Genomic DNA, 21,120 nt, shown 5'->3' with positions numbered 1-21,120 from the left:
TCTATCTATTATTTCTACTAAAATAGTATAAAGGTACATTATGAAAAAACCGTGCAGAAAACGGCTTTACTCATACACGCTATTACACGCTACTAAAAAATCATCATAATCAGCTGAGACATACTTTGTAAGCAAGTAAGTATCCGATACAATATGAGAAAATTCTTTTACTGAATAGCTATGTAGAAGATGTTGCTGGCAATCCGCTTCAATCACACTCTTAGGCAGCAAGGCAATACCAAGACCATGCTTGACGAAATGCTTGATCACCTCTGTTTGATTAATATGCATTGTTTGATGGCTGGTAAATTGCTGTAGCACCTGTTGTACTTCCTGCCAATAGGGCGCATATTCATGTGTGAGAAGTGTTTCCTGCCGTAAAAGAGTGAAAGCATCTAATTCCTTTTTACCAATAGGAGCAATTAAATGCAATGGTTCTTGTGCGAGCATCACCGTGTGAAGCTCACGAGTTGAGGTTAATTTGGATAAGCCAATATCGATTACACCCGTAAATACCGCTTCCCCGATTTCATTGGATTTTAAAAGTTCTATCACTACCTGAGTAGTTGGCTTTCGGTGCTGGAATGCTGTGATAATAGCTGGTAATGTTGAATTCGCTATTTGCGGAGCAACGCCAAGCGTAAGCTTAGCGGTGTAGCCTTTTACGAAGGAATCCATTTGTTGAAGCCCCTCATCAAAAGCGGACAAGATTTTTTGTGCCTGCTGACTAAAATAAGCACCCTGCCGATTTAACGTAACCTGTTTGCTCTGTCGATCAAATAACGGGGTTTGCAATGCCCTTTCTAAATGCTGGATATGCTTCGTTACAGTCGATTGTGTAATAAATCGTTTTTCAGCCGTTTCTCGAAAGTTTTCTGTTTGTGCTGCCACGATAAATGTGCGTAGCCACTCTGTTTCCATCGCCATCCCTCTTTCGTTTTCAACTAGTATAACGAAAAATTTGTAAGTCTTGAAACCTTTTTTCATCATAAGCGTATGTATAGCTAACGATGTCAGTAGGAGGAATGAAAAATGTCTTTTTTTCATAAAGCATTAGCAAGTATTGGTATAGGTTCAGCAACAGTGGATACAAGATTGGAGAAGGATACTTATCGTGCTGGAGAGGTCATGCAGGGGGAAATCATTGTGCGAGGCGGTCAAGTTGAGCAACAGGTCGACACGATTTACCTATCCGTCAATACGACGTATATCCGTGAGTCGAATGATCACAAACATACAGAGGTTGCCACACTGCAGAAGGTCAAAGTAACAGAGCCTTTCACACTGGGCGCAGGCGAGGAAAAAGTCTTCCCAATTTCATTAACATTGCCATTTGAAACACCGATTAGTGCAGGTAAAACACAGGTATGGATTCAAACGGGCCTTGATATTAAAAATGCCGTCGATCCGAGTGATAAGGATTATATTCGTGTCGAGCCAACAGCACTAGCAGGTCATATATTAGATGCGATTCGTGGATTAGGTTTCCGTTTACGTGAAGCTGAATGTGAACAAGCTCCTTCACGCTTCCGAGGCTACTATCCATTTGTCCAAGAATTTGAATTTGTACCCACTGGACAATATAGAAGCCATTTAGATGAGCTTGAATTAGTTTTCCTTTCTCAATCCAACCATTCTGCAGAGATTTTAATGCAAATTGATCGCAAAGTAAAAGGCATTGGTAGCTTTTTTGCTGAAGCATTAGATATGGATGAAAGCTATGTTCGCACAACGGTTACGATGCATGACCTACCGACACTGCAAGCAAAGCTTCAGCAAATCATTTCAAAACACGCCTAATGGACTAACAAAGTAGTTGAAGCCTAACTTCAGCTACTTTTTTATGATCAAATAGGAGGGTGAAAAAGATGGTGATGAAAGCAGCATTATTTGATTTAGACGGAACATTATTAAATAGAGATGCATCTGTGGAACTCTTCATTGAGCAGCAATATGAGCGATTAAAGGCGGTATTAGGTAGTATTTCAAAAGAACAGTATATAACTCGCTTTATCCAACTAGATAAGCGAGGCTACGTTTGGAAGGACCATGTCTACCAGCAATTAGTAAAAGAATTTCATCTTGCTCATATTACGTGGGAAGAGCTTCTTCAAGATTACCTAAACGAATTTAAATATAGCTGTGTCCCTTTTCCTAACGTTATCCCTATGCTAGAACAATTGAAAAGGGACCAGTTGGCTTTAGGCATGATTACGAATGGCTATGGGCATTTTCAGATGGACACTATAAAGGCATTAGCAATTGAACATTATTTTGATGTCATTTTAGTTTCTGAATGGGCAGGAATGAAAAAACCCGATCCTCAACTGTTTTTAAATGCCATCGAAAAGCTGAATGTCCTTCCTCATGAATGTGTTTTTATCGGCGACCATCCTGTGAATGATGTCAAAGGTGCTCAACATGTGGGAATGAAGGGCATTTGGAAAAAGGATAAACAATGGGACGATGTTGAAGCGGATGCCATCGTGGAGGATTTATTAGAAATACCATTATTCATTAACTCTTTCAGCCAATAATGCTAAATAACCCATCTACTTGTTGGTAGATGGGTTATTGTTCTAATTTATTTCACAGCTTTCTTTACTTTTTCCAGTACTTCTTCAGCTGTCGCTAACTGTAATGCCTCTGTTGCTAAAGACTGCATCTCTGGGACAGATAATTGCTTTAGCAAGGCCCTCGTTTTTAGAATAGACGTAGCACTCATGGAGAACTCATCTAAGCCTAAGCCTAGCAAAAGTGGCACAGCATGCTCATCGCCAGCCATTTCTCCACACATTCCTACCCATTTCTGTTCTTGATGGGCAGCTTTAATGACCATTTGAATTAAACGTAAAATGGCTGGGTTATAGGGTTGGTATAAATAGGAAACTTTTTCATTCATCCGATCTGCCGCCATTGTATATTGAATTAAATCATTTGTGCCGATGGAGAAGAAATCCACTTCTTTTGCAAAAATATCTGCCATTACGGCTGTCGAAGGAATTTCAACCATCATCCCGACCTCTATGGAAGAGCCTACTGCAATACCTCCTGCTATCAGCTTTTCTTTTTCCTCAAGCAAAATTTCTTTAGCCGCACGGAATTCTTGAATGGTCGCTATCATAGGAAACATAATTTTTAAGTTTCCGTAGACAGATGCTCGCAGTAGTGCACGCAATTGTGTGCGGAATAACTCCTGCTGGTCAAGACATAGACGAATGGCACGGTGACCAAGGAATGGATTCATCTCTTCTTGCACAGGTAAATACGGCAGGTGCTTGTCGCCACCGATATCCAGTGTTCGAATAACAACTGGCTTGCCCTTCATACCTTCCAAGACCGTTTTATACGCTGTAAATTGTTCTTCCTCAGATGGCAAATTTTCTCGGCCCATATATAAAAACTCTGTTCGATATAAGCCAATTCCCTCTGCTCCATGACGCAATACCCCATCCAAATCACTTGGCGATCCAATATTAGCCGCTAGCTCAACATGCACGCCATCTTTCGAAACGGTTTGCTCATTCACTAAAGTAGACCATTCCGCCTGTTGTGCCCGATAATTTTGTGCCTTTTCCTGATAGTCTGCAATCACTTCGGCACTTGGGTTCACTAGGACTTGACCCGTCGAACCGTCAACAATTAAATAATCGCCATCCTGAATTGTTGTCGTAGCAATCCCTGTTCCTACGACTGCTGGGATTTCTAAGCTACGAGCCATGATGGCCGAATGGGATGTTCGCCCACCAATATCGGTAATAAAACCGAGAACAAAGTTGCGATCTAATTGGGCTGTCTCTGAAGGAGTCAAATCATTCGCTACGATAATTACCTGTTCGTTCATATTGCTTGGATTTGGAATATGTACACCGAGTAAGTGTGCTAATATGCGATTTGTCACATCTCTAATATCTGATGCTCGGGCACTCATGTATTCGTCATCCATACCTTCAAATAATGCCACAAACATAGAGGATACTTCATGCAATGCATACTCCGCATTCACCGCTTCGTCCGCAATTTTTTGATTGATAGGCCCAAGTAATTCGGGATCATGAACCACTAATAAATGTGCCTCAAAAATTGCGGCTTCTTCTGCACTAAATTTTTCGAATGTTTGCTGTCGAATGATAACTAGTTCTTGTTCTGCTTTGGCAAGAGCGGCTGCTAAACGTTGCTGCTCTGCCTCGATATCATGAATAGTTGTTTTAGCGAATGTTAAATCTGGTTGGACGAAACGATATGCCTTCGCAATGGCAATGCCGTCTGAAGCGGCAATACCAGTGAGTTGTGTCATTGTGCAAGCCCCATTTCCGTGATGAGTGTCGTTAGTGCTGCTAATGCTTGCTCTTCGTCTTCCCCCTCTACCACTAGTGTAAATTGTGAACCTTGCTTTAAGGCTAATCCCATCACACCTAAGATTGATTTCAAATTAGCGGCTTTTTCTTCTGTACGTATTTCTATAGATGAAGCAAACGGTGTTGCTTTTGCCACAAGCTGGCTCGCTGGTCGTGCATGAATACCTAAAGGATCGACTACTGTCAATTGTTGTGTTTTCATAATTTATTCTCCTCTTCTTGTAAGTCTGTTAAAATCATCACATTTGGATGTTTCGATAAAGCAGTTGCAGGTACGTCTTCTGTATAATCAGATGCCAGTAAACGCTCTAACACCTCACGCTTAGCTTCTCCCACTGCGAGTAACAAAATGCATTTTGCCCGCATAATCGATTGAATACCCATCGTGTAGGCCTGTGTTGGCACTTCGTCAATGGATGAAAAGAAACGCGCGTTAGCTTGACGAGTAGATTCTTCGAGTGTTACAAGATGTGTTAAAGAAGCAAATGACGTACCAGGCTCATTGAAGCCGATATGACCATTTTGACCGATACCAAGCAGTTGGAAATCTAAGGGATATTGTTGCAACAATCCTTCATAGCGAGCTGTTTCCATTAGAGGATCTACTGCTAATCCATCTGGTAAATACGATGTTAAAAATGGTTTTTGATTAAATAAATGTTTGTTCATATAATAGGCGTAGCTTTGCTTATGAGTTGCCTCAAGCCCAACATACTCATCCAAATTAAAGCTAATACAATGTGAAAAATCAATATCTGTTTTACAAATTTTAGCATATAGCGGTTCCATTGTTCCACCAGTAGCTAATCCGAACGTTGTGGCGCCATTATTTTTGGCTTCCGAAATAGTTGCTACTGCATATGAATATAAATCATCCATTGAGGAAAATCTTTTTACTTTCACCACATATCCTCCTTTGTACCCTAGAAATGAATACGCTGACCATACTGATCAATGAGCGCATCGTTATTATTTCCCCCTAAATTATTGCTACCAAACACTGGTACACGAGCGCCCTGTGCATGCATAAGCTCAATGATTTGAGCGAATAAAGCATTTAATAAAGTCGCACCTAACACCGTTGAAACAGGGGCATATTGCAATTGGTCAACGCTTAACACACCATCACCTAATGGCACATGCGTATTCAATACTTCATCTACTACTTGCTCTAAACGCTTTCCTGACGGATGGCGCGATGGCTGGTGCTGATATTCCAGTGATTGCAGTGAAATGGTCAAAGCGCCCGCTTCCTTTGCATAGATAGCCATATCAATGGGCGCTGGATTATTGGCAGAGGTCGAAATGATGATACAAACATCTCTTTCATCAAATTGTAGCTGATCCTTATAGGAGGCTAAAAAAGCCTGTTTTTTTTCATTTTGTGAGGATTGCCGTGCACCCTGATGTAGCATTAACGATTCTATGTGTATCGGTTTGACAGGCACTAAGCCACCTGCTCTGTAGTAACATTCCTGTGCTAATAGCATGGAATGACCAGAGCCAAAGAGCTGGATAATGCCCCCCTTTGTAAGACGTTTACCAATTTGCTTGGCAATATGCATAAGCTGGTTGCTTTCCTGCTGTGCCATCATTGTTAAATATTGATTGACTTGTTGAAAATAGGTATTCATGTTCTATCACCTTTTCATTTCCATCGTTTCATGCCAGATGTTTGTACCTGCTGCATATTAGTGACTATTGTCCGCTTGAATTTACATCATATAAGACCTTGCCCGCCTTAATCGTTTGATGGAGCCTTAGATGGTCATCTAAAATCACCGCGTCCGCATCATAGCCTTGTACAAGCTGACCCTTATTACCTAGCTTCAATTGCTCGGCAGCATTATAGCTGGACATTTTGACAAGCTCCTCCAGCGTACAATTCGTAATGTGATGCATATTCCGTACAGCCTGATCCATTTTTAAAATACTGCCTGCTAACGATCCATTTGACAAATGAGCACCTGCTTCTGTCACATGAACTGTTTGACCGCCTAAATCATATGCACCGTAGGGCATTCCCTTTGCGCGCATCGCATCGGTAATTAAAATAAGCCCGTCTGCTCCCTTTAAGCGGTAGGCCATTTCCACCGCACCTTCATGCATATGGATAAAGTCAACAATCAGTTCTGCCTTAATCGCATCTAGTAGCAGGACACCACCAACTACACCTGGATCTCGATGGTGGAATGGACGCATTTGGTTATATAAGTGTGTCCCCTGTGTGGCACCTAGTTGAGCGGCTTGTTGCATTTGCTCAAAGGTAGCATCCGAGTGACCAATTGAAACAATGACACCGCTAGCAGAAATACTTTGCACAGCTGCCATGCCATTCGGTTCTTCTGGTGCTAGCGTAATTTGCTTAATTTTATGGCCACTTAGTTGCTGCCATTTTGTCCATATATCCAAATCTAGCTCGACAATATATTCAAGAGGCTGTGCCCCTGCTCGCTGCTTCGAGACAAATGGCCCTTCGATATGAATACCCAGTACCTCTGCTTCATCTGGCTGTGGCTGAAACTGTGCCACATTTTCAATAGCTCGTTCAATGTTGTCATAGCTTTGTGTCATCGTTGTAGCTAAAAAGCTTGTCGTTCCTTCTTTTAAAAGGGATTGAGCCATCGTATGGAGCCCTTCATCAGAAGCATCCATCGTATCCATTTGAGCGGACCCATGAATGTGCAGATCAATAAATCCTGGCAATAAAAATTTCCCTGAACCATCAAGCTGTTCGACATCGTGGATATCAAGCTGAGGAGCAATTTGAGCAATTTTACCATCCTTCATCCATACATCTACCTGTTCTTCTCGTCCATTGCCATTTACTACTGTGATATTTCGAATGATTAAACTCAAGAAAAACATCTCCTTCTTGAACAAGGGCTGTCGAAAAGGCATCCGTGTGCAATAGCATTGCCTCTGTATACCTTCGCTAACAGCCCCATTAGTCGTTACTTCTTCATTGTAATAATATTCGTTGAGCCTGCTCGTTGATAGCCAGTCTTTTCAAGTGTTATCGCTTGCCCCATTAAGCTTGTGAAGACGACTGGTGTGATGACAGAAGGTACTTGACCTTCAATCTGTACAAGGTCTGCTTTTAATAACGCATCCCCACGCTTAACTTTTTGACCATCTGTCACGAACAGATCAAAACCATCACCATTTAGTTTGACCGTATCTAAGCCAACATGAATTAATACTTCAATGCCCGTATCAGATTTTAAGCCGATTGCATGCTTTGTTGGGAACACCATCACTACTTGACCATCGAATGGTGCATAGACTGCTCCATCTGTTGGACGAATCCCGAAACCTGGGCCCATCAAGCCTGCTGAAAACGCCTCATCAGGCACTTCTGTTAAAGGTAATAAATCGCCAGTCATTGGCATTTCGAAATCATGGAATGTCAACATGTCATTCTTCACTGTTTCTTCTAGGACAGGCTGTGCTGTTGGAAGTCCTGCATTGGCTGGTGCTGGATTGCCTTTTTTCAAACGTTCTTTTATGGCTTCAGCTAAAAACTCAACAGATGTCCCAATGATTACTTGGACATTGGTTTTACTGATACGCATAACACCTCTTGCACCTGTTTGCTTCAATGTTTTTTCATCGACGCTAGCAGAATCCTGTACTAATAAACGTAGGCGAGTTGTACAATAATCCACTTGCTTAATATTGTCTTTTCCACCTAATGCTTCAATTGTATAATATGCACGTAAATCGACATCATTAGCAATAGCATTTACTTCGCCATCCTCATCCTCATCGTCTTCACGTCCAGGTGTTTTTAAGTCTAATTTTTTGATTAAGAAATAGAATACTACAAAGTAAATCGCCCCAAAGCCTAAACCTAAAGGTAATAAGAGCAATGGTTTATCTGCCAGACCAAGGTTGAGTAAGTAGTCAATTAAGCCTGCGGAGAAGCCAAAGCCGTCACGGAATCCAACAAGATAGGCCACAGCCAATGAAATACCTGTTAATACCGCATGGATACCATAAAGAACTGGTGATAAGAACATAAAGGAAAATTCAATAGGCTCTGTAACACCCGTTAAAAAGGCTGTTAAAGCGATGGAAACGAACATCCCTCCAACGATTGGACGCTTTTCTTTTTTCGCCGCAAAATACATTGCTAGACAGGCTGCTGGTAAGCCAAACATCATGATTGGGAAGAAACCAGCTTGGAAATGTCCAGCTGATGTGTCTCCTGCTAGGAAGCGGTTGATATCTCCTTTCACGATTTCGCCTGCAGCATTTGTAAATTCACCGAAATCAAACCAAATAATTGTATTGATTACATGGTGGAGACCCACTGGAATTAATAGACGGTTGAAGAAGCCATACATCCCTACGCCAAGTGATCCTGCACCGATCATCCAATTGCCGACAGCATCAATGCCACCCTGAATTGGTCCCCAAACGATCGCTAAAATACTACCTAAAATGGCCATGGTGATGGACGTAATAATCGGTACAAAGCGCCGTCCACCGAAGAATGATAACCATTCTGGAAATTTCACATTATAATATTTGTTATATAATAAGCCTGCCGTAATACCGGCAATAATACCACCAAACACACCCATATTTAATTCTTCGTTAACAGTCCCTAAAACGGCGACTAAAACAAGATGCGCAATCGCACCCGCTAGAGCTGCGCCGCCACTACTATCATGTGCAAACCCCATCGCAATACCAATCGCAAAAATAATTGGTAAATTCCCTAGTATAGCATTACCAGAAGCGGCCATTATACTAGCAATGTACTGGATGGCTTCATTCGGTACGGCCCCAAGCATATCCGCTGAACCTAAACGCAATAGTAATGCTGCTGCTGGTAAAGTTGCGATTGGAAACATGAGCGACTTACCGATTTTTTGTAAGAAAGCAAACATTCATTATCCCCCTTTGGTATAGTTGTCTAGACCACTTTAGTAAAAAAAAAGCGTTTTCACTAAGTTGCTATTATTATAGGCGCAATTCAAAAAAAAATAAATACTTTTTTAATATTTCGTGATGTTAAACAAAAAAACCGCACCCTAATTCGAAATTAGGGCACAGTTCTTCTATAGCTTATGCCGTGACATCACGTTTCATAAAGGTTGAATAACTAATGACAAGGAAAACTACTGCGTAAATAGCAAGTACTGTTAATGAGAAGGGCAACGTCACATCAGCAATCATGGAGCCACCACCATGCTCATACTGTGTTAAATCAGAATGTGTGAGCCAAATATATTTGACGATGTCGTAGCGGCTTAAGAACATAACAATCATGCCGCCTGTAAAAGAAAGGAACATCGTTAAACCAATTGCTAAAGAGCTTGAACGGAATACTGAACCAATCAAAAAGGCAAATAATGTAGACATCACAAAATCGCCACCAGATAATAGGTAATGATAGGCTAAAACACTCCATACGGCCTTTTCAACGACCTGCCCATTGACCATTTCTAATTCCACACCTGTTCCCATGCCGAACAAGACTAAGCCGATAAGGGCACTTACCACAACATTCACCACATACAATAACAAACCAAAAAGAAATGTTGTCAGTAATTTAGACGTCAACACTTTTGCACGGGACATTGGGCGCGTTAAGAGCATTTTAATCGTCCCTGTTGAAAATTCGCTCGATACAATACTAGCTGCGGTAATGACTGTAAATAAAGTGACAAGCGTTAGCATACCGCTTGTAAAGGACATAAAGCTTGCAAGACTACTATCTTTTTGACTTGGTGCATCATTCGCTAAACGATATTCAGAAATAGCCATCTGCTCTTGAAAGTAAGCTTTATCTTCCTCCGTTAAATCTTCACCTGCTAGCGTCTCTTTATAGGATTGAATGGCCTCCTGCTCTATGTCTTTCCAGGAGCCTTCCGTCGGGGATTTTACTTCATAATATTTGGTGATTCCAGCAGGAACAAGAATGACAAGAATCAGCATGGCCACCATTGCCCATGTTCCTTTTTTATGCCATAATTTCATCCACTCATTTTGAATTAGCTTCAGCAATTTGTCCGCCTCCAGTCATTTCTAAGAATTGATCCTCTAATGTTTTTTGATGTGGCTGTACGGCAAATAATTGAATACCTGCTTGGACTAGTTGTGTAGTCATAGCCGGGACATCCTCTTTCTTCATTTCCACCACATAGCCCTGATTCTCTGCTACAAAGTTAAAGTCACGCTGTTCCAGATAAGCAGACACCTGCTCTTTTGGCTCTGCCTCCACATAATAAAACGATGAGCTTTCATTGTGAATATCGCGCAGATCAATCAGCTGCCCATTTTGAATCACGGCCACTCGATCACACATCAATTCAATTTCTGATAATAAGTGACTTGAGACAAAGACAGATACGCCCTCTTCTGAAGCAATCTTACGCAGGTACATACGAAACTCACGAATCCCAGCAGGGTCTAAGCCATTCGTCGGTTCATCTAAAATCAAAAATTTCGGTCTGTGCAATAACGCCTGGGCTAATCCTAGTCGCTGTCTCATACCAAGTGAATACGTAGAGACCTTTTCATGTATACGATTTTCGAGCCCAACCTGTTGAATGACCTCCTGAATTCGTTCCTTCGTTACATTTTTATGCATACGTGCAAAATGTAGTAAATTTTTATAGCCTGACATAAATTTATACATTTCTGGATTTTCAACAATCACACCAACTTTACTAATGGCTTCCTCATAATGCTCCTTAAGTGAAAGCCCGTCGATGATGACATTGCCCTCTGTTGGATGCATAAGCCCTGTCATCATTCGGATCGTTGTTGTTTTCCCCGCTCCATTCGGTCCTAAAAATCCTGTAATTTGGCCTGGATATAAATCAATGTTTAACTTTTGAATTAATTGCTTGCCTCGAATAGTTTTCGATAAATTTTGCAATTGTACAATCGGTTCTGTCATATTTTTCACCCTTTCTAATCTATTTCGCCTGAGCATTATGCAGTCTGGCACGACAACATTGCTTTATTGACGATTCTTTCTTCACCTTTAGCTGTCAATATTTTTTACTGAAGGCCGATAAAATCCTTTCATCCACTCAACTGCATCCTTATTAGCCACATCGCGTAATGTTTCCACGTTCTCATAGGCCATGATTGATCCTGCCTGCAATAAAATAATTTGATCTAAAATAGGCTCTACCTCATATAATTCATGTGTGGATAGCAAGATCGTTTGATTTTCGATGTCCGTAAATTGAATTAAGCCTTTAATCAGCTGCTCTCTGACAATAGGGTCTAGCCCAGCAAATGGTTCGTCCATGATATAATAAGGAACCTCTCGCCCAAGGGTGGCAGCCATTTTCATACGACCACGATTACCCTTTGATAATTGGCGTAGCTTTGTACGTGTATCTACCTGTAAAAATTGTGCGACGATACAGGCCTTATCATAGGAAAAATCTCCAAACTGCGAAGCATAATGCTGGAAAAGCTGTTCACCCGTGTAGTACTCAAAAAACAAATCTGTATCTGGTAAATAAGCAATTTTGTCAGCACTTCTACGTGTGACTGGTTCACCCTCTAGTGTGATCTCACCAGCAGTGGGTCGCAGTAAACCAGCTAAAACTTTCATAAGCGTAGATTTACCACTACCATTTTCCCCAACTAGTCCAATGATTTGTCCAATCGGAAAGGAAAAGGATAGATCCTGTAAAACTGGCTTTTTCTTATATTGAAAAGATACATTTAATAGCTGTAACATCCCTTCACCTCACGCTTTATTTTTCAAAACCACCAGCATTTCTTCCTTTGAAAAGCCTAATGCCTCAATCGATGTTAAAAAATTTTCAGCCAGCTGATTTTTCATCTCTTCCCGCAATAACTCAATGCGCTCCTCATTGCTCGTAATAAATGTACCCTGTCCTCGTTTGGTTTCCGTTATATTCATTGCCTCTAACTCCTTGTATACACGTTGCACCGTATTGACATTGACACCTGTTTCTACTGCATATTCTCGAACGGAGGGAAGTCGATCACCTAGCTGCAACTTCCCCTTCAAAATGTCTCCACAAATTCGATCGACAAGCTGGCTATAAATGGGTTTGTCACGCGAAAAATCCATCGTCATCGTAAAACCACCCTTTCAAGCCACTTCGATGCTGCTAAAAATAGCAGTAGTAGTAATAACGTAATGGCTACTTCCTCAACGACATAAATCGAGCCAAGCATCCATTCCATCGTCATTTCTTTCCCTGTTGGTAGATATTGTTCGATGCTTTGAAGCGAAACCTCTCCATGGAGGAAGATCGTTCGATACAGCTGACTCTCCGTTATCCGCACCCAACCAGCTGTGGTTACATAAAACGCAATCATTGTCAGCACAATCGAAAAACGACCTATTATGCGCTTTAATTGCAAATAAAAAGCTAAAAAGAATAAAAGAAGGATAAATAGCATTAATTGTAAAATAGTCAATATAATAACAACTATTACCAAAACCAATAAAATTTGTCCAGCGCTGGCAATCAGCTCATCCTTAATATTGAAAATGGCTATACTCGTAAAAAGGATAGTGAAGAGGACATAACCTACTAGTGAGCAAACCAATTTTGCGCCGATAAGCTTTGTGATGGAGCTTGTTGAATGGAGCCAGCTCTCCTTTGCTTTAATGTCCAATCGCATTGATGCTAAAAATTGTAAAACAGAATAAAATCCGCCTAGAAAAAGGACGAGCATCGTAAATACAAACTCTAGCTGATTTTCCTGTGCAAAGAGATCAACAAACCGATGTAACACATAGGGAACGATCCAAGATAGCATAAGTCCCATAAATATCCCTACTAGAAACCATGAGCGATAAAGTACCCACTCTTTTTTTAAAAGTCCCGTAAAGCTTTTCAATCACAACACCTCGTGTCATAGTGTACTAGTCACATATTACACTATGACTTTTTCGTTGGCAAGTGGCAAATACAAGAAAAGGGAAATTTAGTTTGCACAACAATTATGCTTATCCTCAAAGAAGGTATTCACCTATTAAACACAGAATATATGGATAGCACTCTAACACTAAGCGTAAGGTGGTACTTGAATGGATAAAAGAGTTGTCTTTGATTTTGAAATTGAATTTACCAATGGCGGTGGCCTACAAGGGCAGGATTTTCGCCTTGATATTGATGGAGATGACATATCGGACGAAGAGCTAGCTAAGTATATTGTGGAAGATATGAGGTTGCTCATGGTTGGTAAGGTAACGATCCTAAACAAAAAAATTATGAATGAAAAACATAAACGAAAACCTCTTGATGAGCAAGAACGGATATGAAGCTCGTTGAAAGCGATACTATTTGATTTAGATGATACCTTACTTAATCGAGATCATGCTGTCGATAACCTGTTTTATATTATTTTGGAAAAATACTATGGTGCTATTCAGGGTATGCTCAAAAAGGACATGCTGGAAAAATTTAAGGAATACGATAAAAGAGACTATGGGATTGCCGATAAAACCAATGTTTTATCATCGTTTTTTGATGCGTTTCCATCAACTTTTCAATTGCCTCGCCATGACATGCAAGATTTTTGGGATCAGCAGTTTCCATATTGCTTTTCTATCGATCAACATACGTTGAATGTTCTCCAAACGATTAAGAGCAAGTACAAGTTGGAATTATCACAAACGGCTCTACACAGCGACAAAAGGCTAAAATCACACATACAGGTTTAGCTAGCTATTTTGATGTTATCCTTATTTCTGAGGAAGTAGGCTTAACTAAGCCTGACAAACGCATATTCGAATTAGCCTTAAATCAGCTTCATGTACAACCAGAAGAAGCCCTATTCGTTGGGGATGACCTAGAAAAGGATGTCGCTGGTTGTCAGCAAGCAAGGATGAAAGGGATATGGTTCAATCCTCATCGCCTCACGAATCCAACTGACATTAAACCTGATGCCGTGATTCATTCATTTGATCCATTAATAAAAGGAAGAGCCCTGTTTAACTAGGACTCTTCCTTTGACTGTTACACCATTTTCCCTACTACTTTTACCTTTAATCTGGTTGCATTTTCTGGATGATACGCGAGAGGTGTTTCTTCTACTTCCACTAGCTCAATGGTATCCTCAAGAGCACCTGCTAATACGGCTTGTTTCACAGCCTTGTTTTGTGCATCTTTTAAGGATTCCTCACGCGGTTCTTTGGAATAAATATAAATCTGCTCATATTGACCACTAATTTGTGCAATCGAGGCACCGATGGCATTCGCTACACCACCATATTCAGATTTTACTATTGTGGAAACGCCTCGAATTTTGTCTGGCACAATAATTCCACCACCTCCTACTAAGACTAGTGACACATCCTCTGAGGAAGTTTTCATCTTATCAATCGCCTGTTCTAGTAACGAAGAAATTTCTTCTTGAACAGCTTTGGCAAATGCTTCATCAATATGTGCAACTAACGTGCAATCGCCTACCTCTGCTAAGCCTAAACGGACAGCGATATCTGTTGTCGTTAAGGTCGAGCCACCGAAAACAAGGGCCTCCTCACTGATTTTATAGCCTACACTATCCGGCCCAACTGTAATTTTGTCACCATTCACACGAACAATACTACCCCCGCCCAGTCCGACTGAAATGATATCTGGCATCCTAAAGTTTGTCCGAATGTCCCCCACTTCAACTGCGACCGAGGATTCTCGCGGGAAACCATCCTGTAATACACCGATATCTGAAGTGGTACCTCCAACGTCCAATACCATAGTGTTTTGAATTTGGGATAAATACGATGCTCCACGGATACTATTGGTTGGTCCACAGGCAATTGTTAAAATTGGGAATTGCTTGGCGTAATCGATAGACATTAATGTACCGTCATTCTGGCATAGATAAACCTCTACATCAAAAATGCCTTCTGCTTGTAACGCCTGTATAAAGCCCTGTGTTGTTGTCTCAATCACCTTACATAATGCAGCATTCAGAATCGTAGCATTTTCACGTTCAATTAACCCGACTGAACCTATTAATGAGGAGCAGGAAATCGGGAATTCCTCGCCATAGACTTCTTGAATCCATTCACGAACCTGCAATTCTTGATCATTTTTAATAGAGGAAAAGACACCAACAATTGCAATGGATTCCACTTGACTACGCCATTCCTCTAGTAGTTTTGTAATTTCCTGTTGATCAAGCGCACTTAATAATTGGCCATCATATTCATAACCACCACGGGCAATGGCATAATGACCAGATAATTTATCAATCATATCCGCTGGCCAAGCTGTATAAGGGAGTACGGAAGCCGTCGCTGGATAACCTAGTCGAATGACACCCACCTTTGCTAGCTTTTTACGTTCAACAATGGCATTGGTGCATTGTGTTGTCCCTAACATCGCATGGGTAATTTTTGTTTTGTCAATATTTGCACCCTCTAGTAATTGTTGCAGTGACTTTTCAATTCCCGTTTTAATATCTAAGCTTGTTGGTGATTTCACACTGTAAATAAGCTGACTATTATGGTCTAAAAGGATGGCATCTGTATTTGTTCCACCTACATCGATTCCAATTTTATACATGCTCTGCTACCTCCTTTTTCACCAATTCCTCAATTGGCGTATACTCATATTCATAGCCAAAGTATTTTGGTCCAGCTGTTTCAATACCTTTTGCTGTACGCCACTTTTCATGTGCTGGTAAGCCAATCACACGCACACGTTTACCATATTTTAAGCTCTCTGTTGTAACAGGCAATAAGGTTTCATAATCCACCAAACAAATTAAGTCTGGTGTCATCGCTATAACCTGCTCGTTTTTCTCAGCTAATAAGTTTTCATTTTGGAAATGAACCTTCATTTGATCATTTTTATAAGATTCAATACCTTCAAGATTCATTTTACCTAGGTTAAAGCCACCTTTTGTTTCACGAATAACATCCACTATTTTTCCTTGGAAAAGCTCATATCCTTCCACAAGCTTTAAAAGGCTTTGTAGCTTATCGTTCACCTCTTGATCTTTCGAGGCAATAACTTCACCGATTTTTTCAGAAAGCGTCACTATATGATGAACACCGCTTTGTTTAATTTGTGCACCCGTTGTTGGGTAGAGGCTCACTAAGGAACTAGCGCCCATTTCTACTGTTGCTGTTCGGGCGATACGCTCGGTCCATTTATTATCAATCGTTTCAAAAATACCAATATTCCCTTTTTCATCGGTGATGGCCATTGGCGTTGCTGAAATCCCATCTAAGTGGAATGTCACCATTTGTAATTCTGGAAATGCACGCCCCATGCCATCACAATCAATCAATGGTAAGCCAAGTTGTGCAGCTACTACAATAGGAATCATCGAATTGACCCCACCTGCTTCCATTGGATAGGTGCCTGCAATTTTTTCTTTACCCAAATATTGCGCGAGCTTTTGGAAAACCTTAACAAACTCACCGCCACGTGGAAATTTTTCTACTAAAACCGATGGCGCCCCCATCATTGCGGCAGGAATGAAAAAATCATCATCCGCAATTTCATCCACTGAATACAACTTTACAGGGCCATTTTTTTCGATGGCAGAAAGCGCCATTAATTTTCCAATATAGGGATCTCCTCCCCCACCTGTTCCTAGAAATGCTGCCCCAATGGCAATATGTTCAATAGCTGCTTGATCTAAATATCTCATCTATGTTCCTCCAATATGACCGTTTTTTGTACAGATACACGATACCCAACATAATAAATCACGAATGAAATAATGATGCCAATCATCGGTTGGTTTGGTAGTGCTGGCAATGCAGGGAATAAGGAGAATACCACTGGCATACAGGCAATGACAGCTCCTACTAGCCAAGAAAATACACCTAATCGATTGACCCCTTCCACTTCATGCCAGCTATCTGCTTTGCCCTTATGAATGACCCAGTAGGAAGCAATCATCACCCCTGCAACAGGCGGAATCATCGCCGATAAAATTGACATGATGGGTGTAAAATAATTTAAAATCCCCACAACGGCTAAGATTGTGCCAATTGTACCCGCCACACCTATGGCTAATCGTTCTTTGTTTTTCGCAACATCAAATACATTAATTAAGGCAATTCCACCTGAAATTGCATTGACCAAGTTGGTTTTCCATGTTGCTAAAATCAGACCCACTCCACCAATAAAGGGTGTTGCGATATGCAGAAAGACTGCTGTAATATCACTTGTTTGATAGGCAATCGTTAAGACAGCTCCCACAGCAATCATTAGCACTCCTGCGGGAATAATCCCTAATGTAGCGGCTTTGAAAACGTCTGAACGTTTTTTGGAAAATTGCGAATAATCACCCGCTATAACAGCCCCTAATGCAAAGGACCCAATCGTTACAGCTAAACCATCCATAAAGCTCATATTGCCCTGTGGCTGATAATCGCGAATGAGCTGTAGTTGCTCACCTGTTAATATTTGGCCTAAACCGTACAGGCAAATGATGACGAGCAATGGTACGGCGATATAGCTTAAAATACGCAACACCTTCATCCCATAAAGTGCGGATACGACCATGACCATACCACTAATGAAGGAAGCGATTGGAATGGGTATATTCAAATGATAGATTGCTAATAAATTTGCTAAGGCTACGCCACACACATTGGCCTGAATGCCAAACCACCCTAAGCAAGCAATAGCTAAGATAATGGATAATATTGTACGAGAGCCCTTTTTACCAAACACCTGTCCTGCTATATGGACAGTGGGCTTTCCTAAATCACTGCTTTGCATGCCTTGCAAGATCATGATGATCACGACAATAGCATAGCCTACAAAAGCAACAGCCAGTGCCTTTGATAAACTCATATTGGTAATCAGTGCGTTACCGACTAATAAACTGGGAATACAAATCATGGCGCCAGCCCAAATAATGCCTAAGCTATACCAAGATTGACCTTTATTTTCATTTTGCATGTGACTCCCTCCTTATTTGGTGATGGATTAATGTTTTTAATTATAGAAGATAGGTAAGAGTCGAGTCTTTTGCGCAAATGAAAAAAATAATCTGAAATTTTGTTCAAAATGACAAAATTTCAGATTATTCTAATCATTAATCAATCGATATAGCATGCAAGCCATATAGGTATCATAAAATTCCGAATACACGGTAACATCTGTGCCAATCAGCTCACTAATTTTTTTGATGCGGTATTTCACCGTGTTTTTATGGATATAGAGGAGCTCTGCACAGCGCTCCACACTAGCATTTGCATCTAATAAAAAGGTTATCAATGTCTGCAAGGAATCATGATCACGTAAAATGGGTTCAATTACAGACAAATATTCTTCAATCATTTCTTCGCCCTGCTTACTGACATCAATTGCCCTTTTCATGGAGCGCACTTCCGCTGCAGTAAACAATTTCCGCATCGGATAAATCGTATGGGCTTTGTCCCCCACCTGATTGACCAATTGATACATTTGACGAACAGACTTTGTATTTCTCATTTTAGGTGCATAAACAATTTCTGCGATTTGGGCGTCATACTGAGTCGTTTCACTATATTCAATGGCAATTTCAAACTCATGATGCTTATAAAAGCAATTGCCTACCAATACAATCATACAATGGTCAATGCATTGGATGACTCTTGTTTGATAATATTTGGACAGTTGCTCTTCTAATTCATCGCGAATTCTTTTTTCTTCTGCTAACTCATGGATGTAGACAAGCCACATCATTTGAATCGCGGAAACATCAATATGAAGGAGATTGGCTAATCTTCTCATTTTCTCCCCCTCATCATTGATAATAGCTTTAACTAAGGCATATTCACTAACCTCATCATGCTTGTCTCCCCATAAATTTATAGCTACTTGCACAACCTCACTTACTTTTTCAATTGTCTTAGCAGGTAATTTTGTATTTTCTTTAATCAGAAATAAAAATAGCGGCTCACCATTTTTTTGGTGTACTCTTTTATAGTCTACGACACAGGCGACATCACTTCTTAGTAGCTCAAGCTTGCCTGCTTCTCTCTGAAAATTGGATTGGGAGCATTGTTCAATGACATTCGCTACATCTAATGATGAATTTCGTGGCCACATCACTTGGTTCACAATCTCAAAATGACTATTAGTGAGCACAATATTAGCCTTCAAACGATCTGAAAGCATTTTTAGTGTAATTTCAACACTTCTTAAATGCTCAGGTAGTAACGATACTTTTTCTAATGTCTCTTTGACAAAATGATCATTAACGCCTTGATTACTAACAATCGCTTCCATAACCTCATAAATAACCTCGTTATAGCGCAGTGAATAATCATTTCGCGGCATACAAATGATAATAAAGCCTTGCGCCTCCGCTAACGCAAGCACTTCCTGTGGAATATCAGGCAATACAATGCCGACATAATATAAAATAAGCCCCAGCTCTCCTAAATCATGTAAATGCTGAATCGTTTCACATTGCTGCTCCACACTATCTCGAATGGAGTAAAAAGAGCTAATGACAAGCTCCTCTGCATACCATTCCTCCTGTACACGGTTAATAATTTTCGAATAAAAATCAACATTCGATACCTCTAATACAGATAGAGATGATACGGTACGATGCAGATTATCTCGCCCTGTTAACACCTCTGCCCCTCGAAAAGATGGCAATTGTAATAATTCATTGACCGTTACCCCATGTTCCACCACCACTTTTCTTTACAACTCTTTTGAAGAAGAATACCATATCCCCTACTATCTTTCAAAATACAGTTTCTCTCTATTTTAACTGGTAGCTTGTTAGTGTTAAAATAGTAATTAAATGGATAAGATGAGAGAGGAAAATGAGGATGTCTAATCAGACAAAAAAAGAGACAACCGTTGGTACAAAAATCCGACATAGTCTACAGGCAGATTGTCAAAGCTGTTTTGGCTTGTGCTGTACCGCTTTAAATATTTTGGCTTCTAGTGATTTTGCGATCAATAAACCAGCAGGCACGCCATGTCCTAATTTGCAGGATAACTATAGCTGTCACATACATAGTCAGCTACGAGAGACTGGTTTTAAGGGCTGTACCGTTTTTGATTGCCTAGGCGCAGGTCAACAGGTTTCACAGGTGACATTTCATGGACAGGATTGGCGACAATCTCGTGAGCATGCGGACAAGATGTTTCATGTTTTTCCCATTATGGAACAGCTTTACGAAATGATTGCGTATGTGGCGGAGGCTTTGTCCTATCAGGTGGATAATATGCTTTATGAACAGCTTCTTGCTCAATTGAAGCACTTACAGCAGACCATAGCTCAGGATGCAGATACATTATTAGCCTTGGATATGGTAGCTATTCGTATGCCGATCAATGCACTATTGCTCCAAACTAGCGAACAAATTCGCCAGCACAGTGTGAAGGGAAAGGCTTCTAGAAACTTGAATCAACGTGGGGCTGATTGGATGGGCAAAAATTTAAAAGGCAAGGATTTACGAGCGACTGATCTAAGGGGGAGTTATTTAATCGCAGCAAATCTTCAAGATGCGAATTTACAAGGAGTAGATTTCATCGGAGCTGATTTACGAGATGCCAATTTACGCGGTGCTGATCTTTCAACAAGTCTGTTTCTAACCCAAATGCAAATCAACGCCGCGCAAGGGGATCGTTCGACTAAATTACCTTCTTACATAAAACGACCTGCTCATTGGCAATAAAAAAGGTAGATGGCGTTTTATAAACTGTACCCTATAAGATAGACACTTGAAAAAGGTCATCTTATAGGGCATTTTTGTTTATAATTGAAAAAAACAAGATTCGGAGCCACTACTATGACTAAGAACTTTTTAACACCCCACCAACAA

Annotated in this window: 20 protein-coding genes and 1 pseudogene; 5 read left to right on the top strand and 16 right to left on the bottom strand. The window is 40.6% G+C overall.

The genetic code is table 11. The annotated features are described in order from the left end of the window. Nucleotides 1–66: 66 nt before the first annotated feature. A complete protein-coding gene (locus tag RCJ95_RS11960; RefSeq protein ID WP_221680864.1) occupies nucleotides 67–921 on the bottom strand; it encodes a LysR family transcriptional regulator in 855 nt (284 codons plus the stop codon). Between the two features lie 111 nt (nucleotides 922–1,032). Here RCJ95_RS11960 and RCJ95_RS11955 point away from each other — a divergent pair, with 111 nt between their 5' ends. After that, complete coding sequence (locus tag RCJ95_RS11955; protein ID WP_257521901.1) at nucleotides 1,033–1,800, top strand: sporulation protein; 768 nt, start codon at nucleotides 1,033–1,035, stop codon at nucleotides 1,798–1,800. A gap of 71 nt (nucleotides 1,801–1,871) precedes the next feature. Next, nucleotides 1,872–2,537, top strand: coding sequence for an HAD family hydrolase (locus tag RCJ95_RS11950; RefSeq protein WP_257522508.1), 666 nt, complete (start codon nucleotides 1,872–1,874; stop codon nucleotides 2,535–2,537). A 47-nt stretch (nucleotides 2,538–2,584) separates the two neighbouring features. Here the strand turns inward: RCJ95_RS11950 and ptsP are convergent, their stop codons facing one another. The 11 genes from ptsP to RCJ95_RS11895 all read right to left on the bottom strand — a co-directional run bounded on the left by ptsP (nucleotide 2,585) and on the right by RCJ95_RS11895 (nucleotide 13,214). Beyond that, nucleotides 2,585–4,297, bottom strand: a complete 1,713-nt coding sequence (gene ptsP, locus RCJ95_RS11945; RefSeq protein WP_221680861.1) for a phosphoenolpyruvate--protein phosphotransferase — start codon at nucleotides 4,295–4,297, stop codon at nucleotides 2,585–2,587. After that, nucleotides 4,294–4,560 carry an HPr family phosphocarrier protein gene (locus RCJ95_RS11940; protein ID WP_221680860.1) on the bottom strand — a complete coding sequence of 89 codons (267 nt, stop codon included), beginning with the start codon at nucleotides 4,558–4,560 and terminating at the stop codon, nucleotides 4,294–4,296. The genes ptsP and RCJ95_RS11940 overlap by 4 nt, the downstream gene beginning before the upstream one ends. Then, nucleotides 4,557–5,261, bottom strand: a complete 705-nt coding sequence (locus tag RCJ95_RS11935) for a glucosamine-6-phosphate deaminase (RefSeq protein ID WP_221680859.1) — start codon at nucleotides 5,259–5,261, stop codon at nucleotides 4,557–4,559. The genes RCJ95_RS11940 and RCJ95_RS11935 overlap by 4 nt, the downstream gene beginning before the upstream one ends. Nucleotides 5,262–5,281: 20 nt before the next feature. Then, nucleotides 5,282–5,992, bottom strand: coding sequence for a sugar isomerase domain-containing protein (locus tag RCJ95_RS11930; RefSeq protein ID WP_221680858.1), 711 nt, complete (start codon nucleotides 5,990–5,992; stop codon nucleotides 5,282–5,284). Nucleotides 5,993–6,056: 64 nt separating this feature from the next. Further along, nucleotides 6,057–7,217, bottom strand: a complete 1,161-nt coding sequence (gene nagA / locus RCJ95_RS11925; protein WP_221680857.1) for an N-acetylglucosamine-6-phosphate deacetylase — start codon at nucleotides 7,215–7,217, stop codon at nucleotides 6,057–6,059. 95 nt (nucleotides 7,218–7,312) lie between these two features. Next, entirely contained in the window at nucleotides 7,313–9,256 is a 1,944-nt protein-coding gene (nagE, locus tag RCJ95_RS11920; RefSeq protein ID WP_221680856.1) for an N-acetylglucosamine-specific PTS transporter subunit IIBC, read from the bottom strand. Nucleotides 9,257–9,434: 178 nt separating this feature from the next. After that, nucleotides 9,435–10,376 carry an ABC transporter permease gene (locus tag RCJ95_RS11915; RefSeq protein WP_446722350.1) on the bottom strand — a complete coding sequence of 314 codons (942 nt, stop codon included), beginning with the start codon at nucleotides 10,374–10,376 and terminating at the stop codon, nucleotides 9,435–9,437. Further along, nucleotides 10,354–11,274: an ABC transporter ATP-binding protein gene (locus RCJ95_RS11910; RefSeq protein WP_221680855.1), complete on the bottom strand. Its 921-nt coding sequence runs from the start codon at nucleotides 11,272–11,274 to the stop codon at nucleotides 10,354–10,356. Before RCJ95_RS11910 ends, RCJ95_RS11915 begins: the two co-directional genes overlap by 23 nt. An 87-nt stretch (nucleotides 11,275–11,361) precedes the next feature. Then, entirely contained in the window at nucleotides 11,362–12,075 is a 714-nt protein-coding gene (locus RCJ95_RS11905) for an ABC transporter ATP-binding protein (RefSeq protein WP_274772709.1), read from the bottom strand. Between the two features lie 9 nt (nucleotides 12,076–12,084). After that, a complete protein-coding gene (locus RCJ95_RS11900; protein WP_004229320.1) occupies nucleotides 12,085–12,441 on the bottom strand; it encodes a GntR family transcriptional regulator in 357 nt (118 codons plus the stop codon). Next, on the bottom strand, nucleotides 12,438–13,214 hold the full coding sequence (locus RCJ95_RS11895) for a hypothetical protein (protein ID WP_263082431.1): 777 nt from the start codon (nucleotides 13,212–13,214) through the stop codon (nucleotides 12,438–12,440). The genes RCJ95_RS11900 and RCJ95_RS11895 overlap by 4 nt, the downstream gene beginning before the upstream one ends. Nucleotides 13,215–13,404: 190 nt before the next feature. Between RCJ95_RS11895 and RCJ95_RS11890 the strand changes: the two genes are divergently transcribed. Continuing rightward, a complete protein-coding gene (locus tag RCJ95_RS11890) occupies nucleotides 13,405–13,638 on the top strand; it encodes a cyclase (RefSeq protein ID WP_221680852.1) in 234 nt (77 codons plus the stop codon). Between the two features lie 15 nt (nucleotides 13,639–13,653). Beyond that, nucleotides 13,654–14,318, top strand: a pseudogene (locus RCJ95_RS11885) (HAD family hydrolase). A 17-nt stretch (nucleotides 14,319–14,335) separates the two neighbouring features. Here the strand turns inward: RCJ95_RS11885 and RCJ95_RS11880 are convergent. The 4 genes from RCJ95_RS11880 to RCJ95_RS11865 all read right to left on the bottom strand — a co-directional run bounded on the left by RCJ95_RS11880 (nucleotide 14,336) and on the right by RCJ95_RS11865 (nucleotide 19,981). Continuing rightward, on the bottom strand, nucleotides 14,336–15,886 hold the full coding sequence (locus RCJ95_RS11880; RefSeq protein WP_446722349.1) for a hydantoinase/oxoprolinase N-terminal domain-containing protein: 1,551 nt from the start codon (nucleotides 15,884–15,886) through the stop codon (nucleotides 14,336–14,338). Continuing rightward, entirely contained in the window at nucleotides 15,879–16,982 is a 1,104-nt protein-coding gene (locus RCJ95_RS11875) for a DUF917 domain-containing protein (protein WP_221680849.1), read from the bottom strand. Before RCJ95_RS11875 ends, RCJ95_RS11880 begins: the two co-directional genes overlap by 8 nt. Continuing rightward, complete coding sequence (locus tag RCJ95_RS11870) at nucleotides 16,979–18,247, bottom strand: cytosine permease (protein WP_446722348.1); 1,269 nt, start codon at nucleotides 18,245–18,247, stop codon at nucleotides 16,979–16,981. Before RCJ95_RS11870 ends, RCJ95_RS11875 begins: the two co-directional genes overlap by 4 nt. A 129-nt stretch (nucleotides 18,248–18,376) precedes the next feature. Further along, nucleotides 18,377–19,981: a PucR family transcriptional regulator gene (locus RCJ95_RS11865; RefSeq protein ID WP_313150059.1), complete on the bottom strand. Its 1,605-nt coding sequence runs from the start codon at nucleotides 19,979–19,981 to the stop codon at nucleotides 18,377–18,379. Between the two features lie 137 nt (nucleotides 19,982–20,118). On the opposite strand from RCJ95_RS11865, the gene RCJ95_RS11860 reads away from it, so the two are divergent. Beyond that, on the top strand, nucleotides 20,119–20,973 hold the full coding sequence (locus tag RCJ95_RS11860; protein ID WP_312129952.1) for a pentapeptide repeat-containing protein: 855 nt from the start codon (nucleotides 20,119–20,121) through the stop codon (nucleotides 20,971–20,973). Nucleotides 20,974–21,120 lie beyond the last annotated feature (147 nt).

Source organism: Lysinibacillus sp. BSL11 (assembly GCF_052928325.1).
This window is presented reverse-complemented; position numbering and strand designations above follow the sequence as displayed.